Origin of the sequence: Caldibacillus sp. 210928-DFI.2.18 (assembly GCF_020554505.1) — a bacterium.
Classification (GTDB): Bacteria; Bacillota; Bacilli; order Bacillales; family Caldibacillaceae; genus Caldifermentibacillus; species Caldifermentibacillus hisashii.
Window position 1 is genome coordinate 1 of record NZ_JAJCHL010000182.1, and the last position, 1,583, is coordinate 1,583.

General features: G+C 36.3%; 1 protein-coding gene. It reads left to right on the top strand.

The window, feature by feature from the left end; genetic code table 11:
* Positions 1–308 precede the first annotated feature (308 nt).
* Entirely contained in the window at positions 309–1,553 is a 1,245-nt protein-coding gene (locus LIZ98_RS17405) for an IS110 family RNA-guided transposase (protein WP_108897644.1), read from the top strand.
* Positions 1,554–1,583: the final 30 nt, after the last annotated feature.

Here is a 1,583-nt window from a genome sequence, read left to right on the forward strand (position 1 = left end):
CTCATTTTTATACCCATTCCTTTCGCTTCGCTCAAGGCACAAAACGGAATGAAATTAATTCCCTTTGAGCGTTATTTTTATTAATCTATAGCCATAGGGATAACAATCAACTACAAATCACGTGGAGGTGAGTGGGCTGCTCCATTTGTGGAGTGACCGCATTTTTATATGTGTAGATTGCCTTTCCAAGCACAAATAAGTGTGTCTTCGAGCACGCAGACTTATCTTTGTATAAACAATACTCGTTTATTGCTGGGCAATCAGTCAATGTTGTTTATCCCTATCAATCTCGGAAAGGAGTTATCCCTATGGCTTTGAAAATTATTTATCCCATTTGTTGTGGAATTGATGTTCACAAAACCTTTGTTGTTGCCTGTATTGCTTCTACCAACAAAGGAGTTACTACTTACAAACGCCATCGCTTTTCTACCTTTACAAAAGGTTTGAAAGAGCTGTCACAATGGCTTTGTGAAAATAATTGTAAAGATGTTTGTTTGGAATCTACAGGAAAATACTGGATTCCTGTATTTAATGTACTTGAAGATTCCTGTAAAATAACACTTGCGCATCCTAAATACGTTAAAGCTATTCGTGGCAAAAAGACTGATAAAAAGGATGCTAAGTGGATTGCTGATTTATTTAAGCATGATCTAATTGCTGGAAGCTTTATGCCACCACTTGCTATAAGACAGCTTCGCGACCTTATGCGATATCGTTTTAAACTCACGAACTTTATGTCGAGTGAAAAGAACCGTCTTCAAAACTGCTTAACAGTGTCAAACATACAGCTTGGTCATGTTGTTTCGGACACCTTTGGCAAAAGTTCTATGAACATTATTGAAAAACTGCTAGAAAATCCTTTAGATACTTCTTTTGATATAGAACCTTTAATTCATGGTTCTATGAAGAATAAACTCCCAGAACTAGAACTTGCCATTGATGGTTTTATTACACCAGAACAGGCTGAAAAATTAAAAGTAATTAAACAGCACTTTGAAGATCTCCAATCACGTAAAGAAGATCTTGAAAAAATAATTCTTTCACTTGCCAAGTCCTACTCAGAAGAAATTAAATTAATCTTAACTGTTCCGTCTTTTAAGAACATCTTTTCTGCCATTGCCGTGGTTTCAGAAATCGGTGTTGATATGGACGTGTTTCCGACAGCTAAGCATTTATGTTCCTGGGCAGGACTTACACCTACAAATAATGAGAGTGCTGGCAAGAAAAAATCAGTAAGAATTTCGAGAGCTGGTTGTTATATAAAACCTCTTTTGGTACAGTGTGCGACCGCTGTAGTCAAAAGTGAAAAACATCCCGAAATTCGAAACCGCTATTTAAAACTCAAAAAACGTCGTGGTCACAAGCGAGCAATTATTGCAATTGCACGAATGCTTTTAACTGCTATATATAATATTCTCAAAAAGAAGGAACCATATAATCCGGCGTTATATAAAAAATCAGATTCCGTTCCAGTAACCCGTGAAATTACGGTAGAGCAAGCTATTCGTTTTGCTAAATCTCAAGGTTTTCGTGTTTTAGTAGAACCAACTTAATTTTTACCATTAATCCGAATATTCCGTAAA

Coding starts and splice junctions, on each gene's coding strand:
- LIZ98_RS17405 (WP_108897644.1), top strand. CDS start 309: ATGGCTTTGAAAATTATTTATCCCATTTGTTGTGGAATTGATGTTCAC.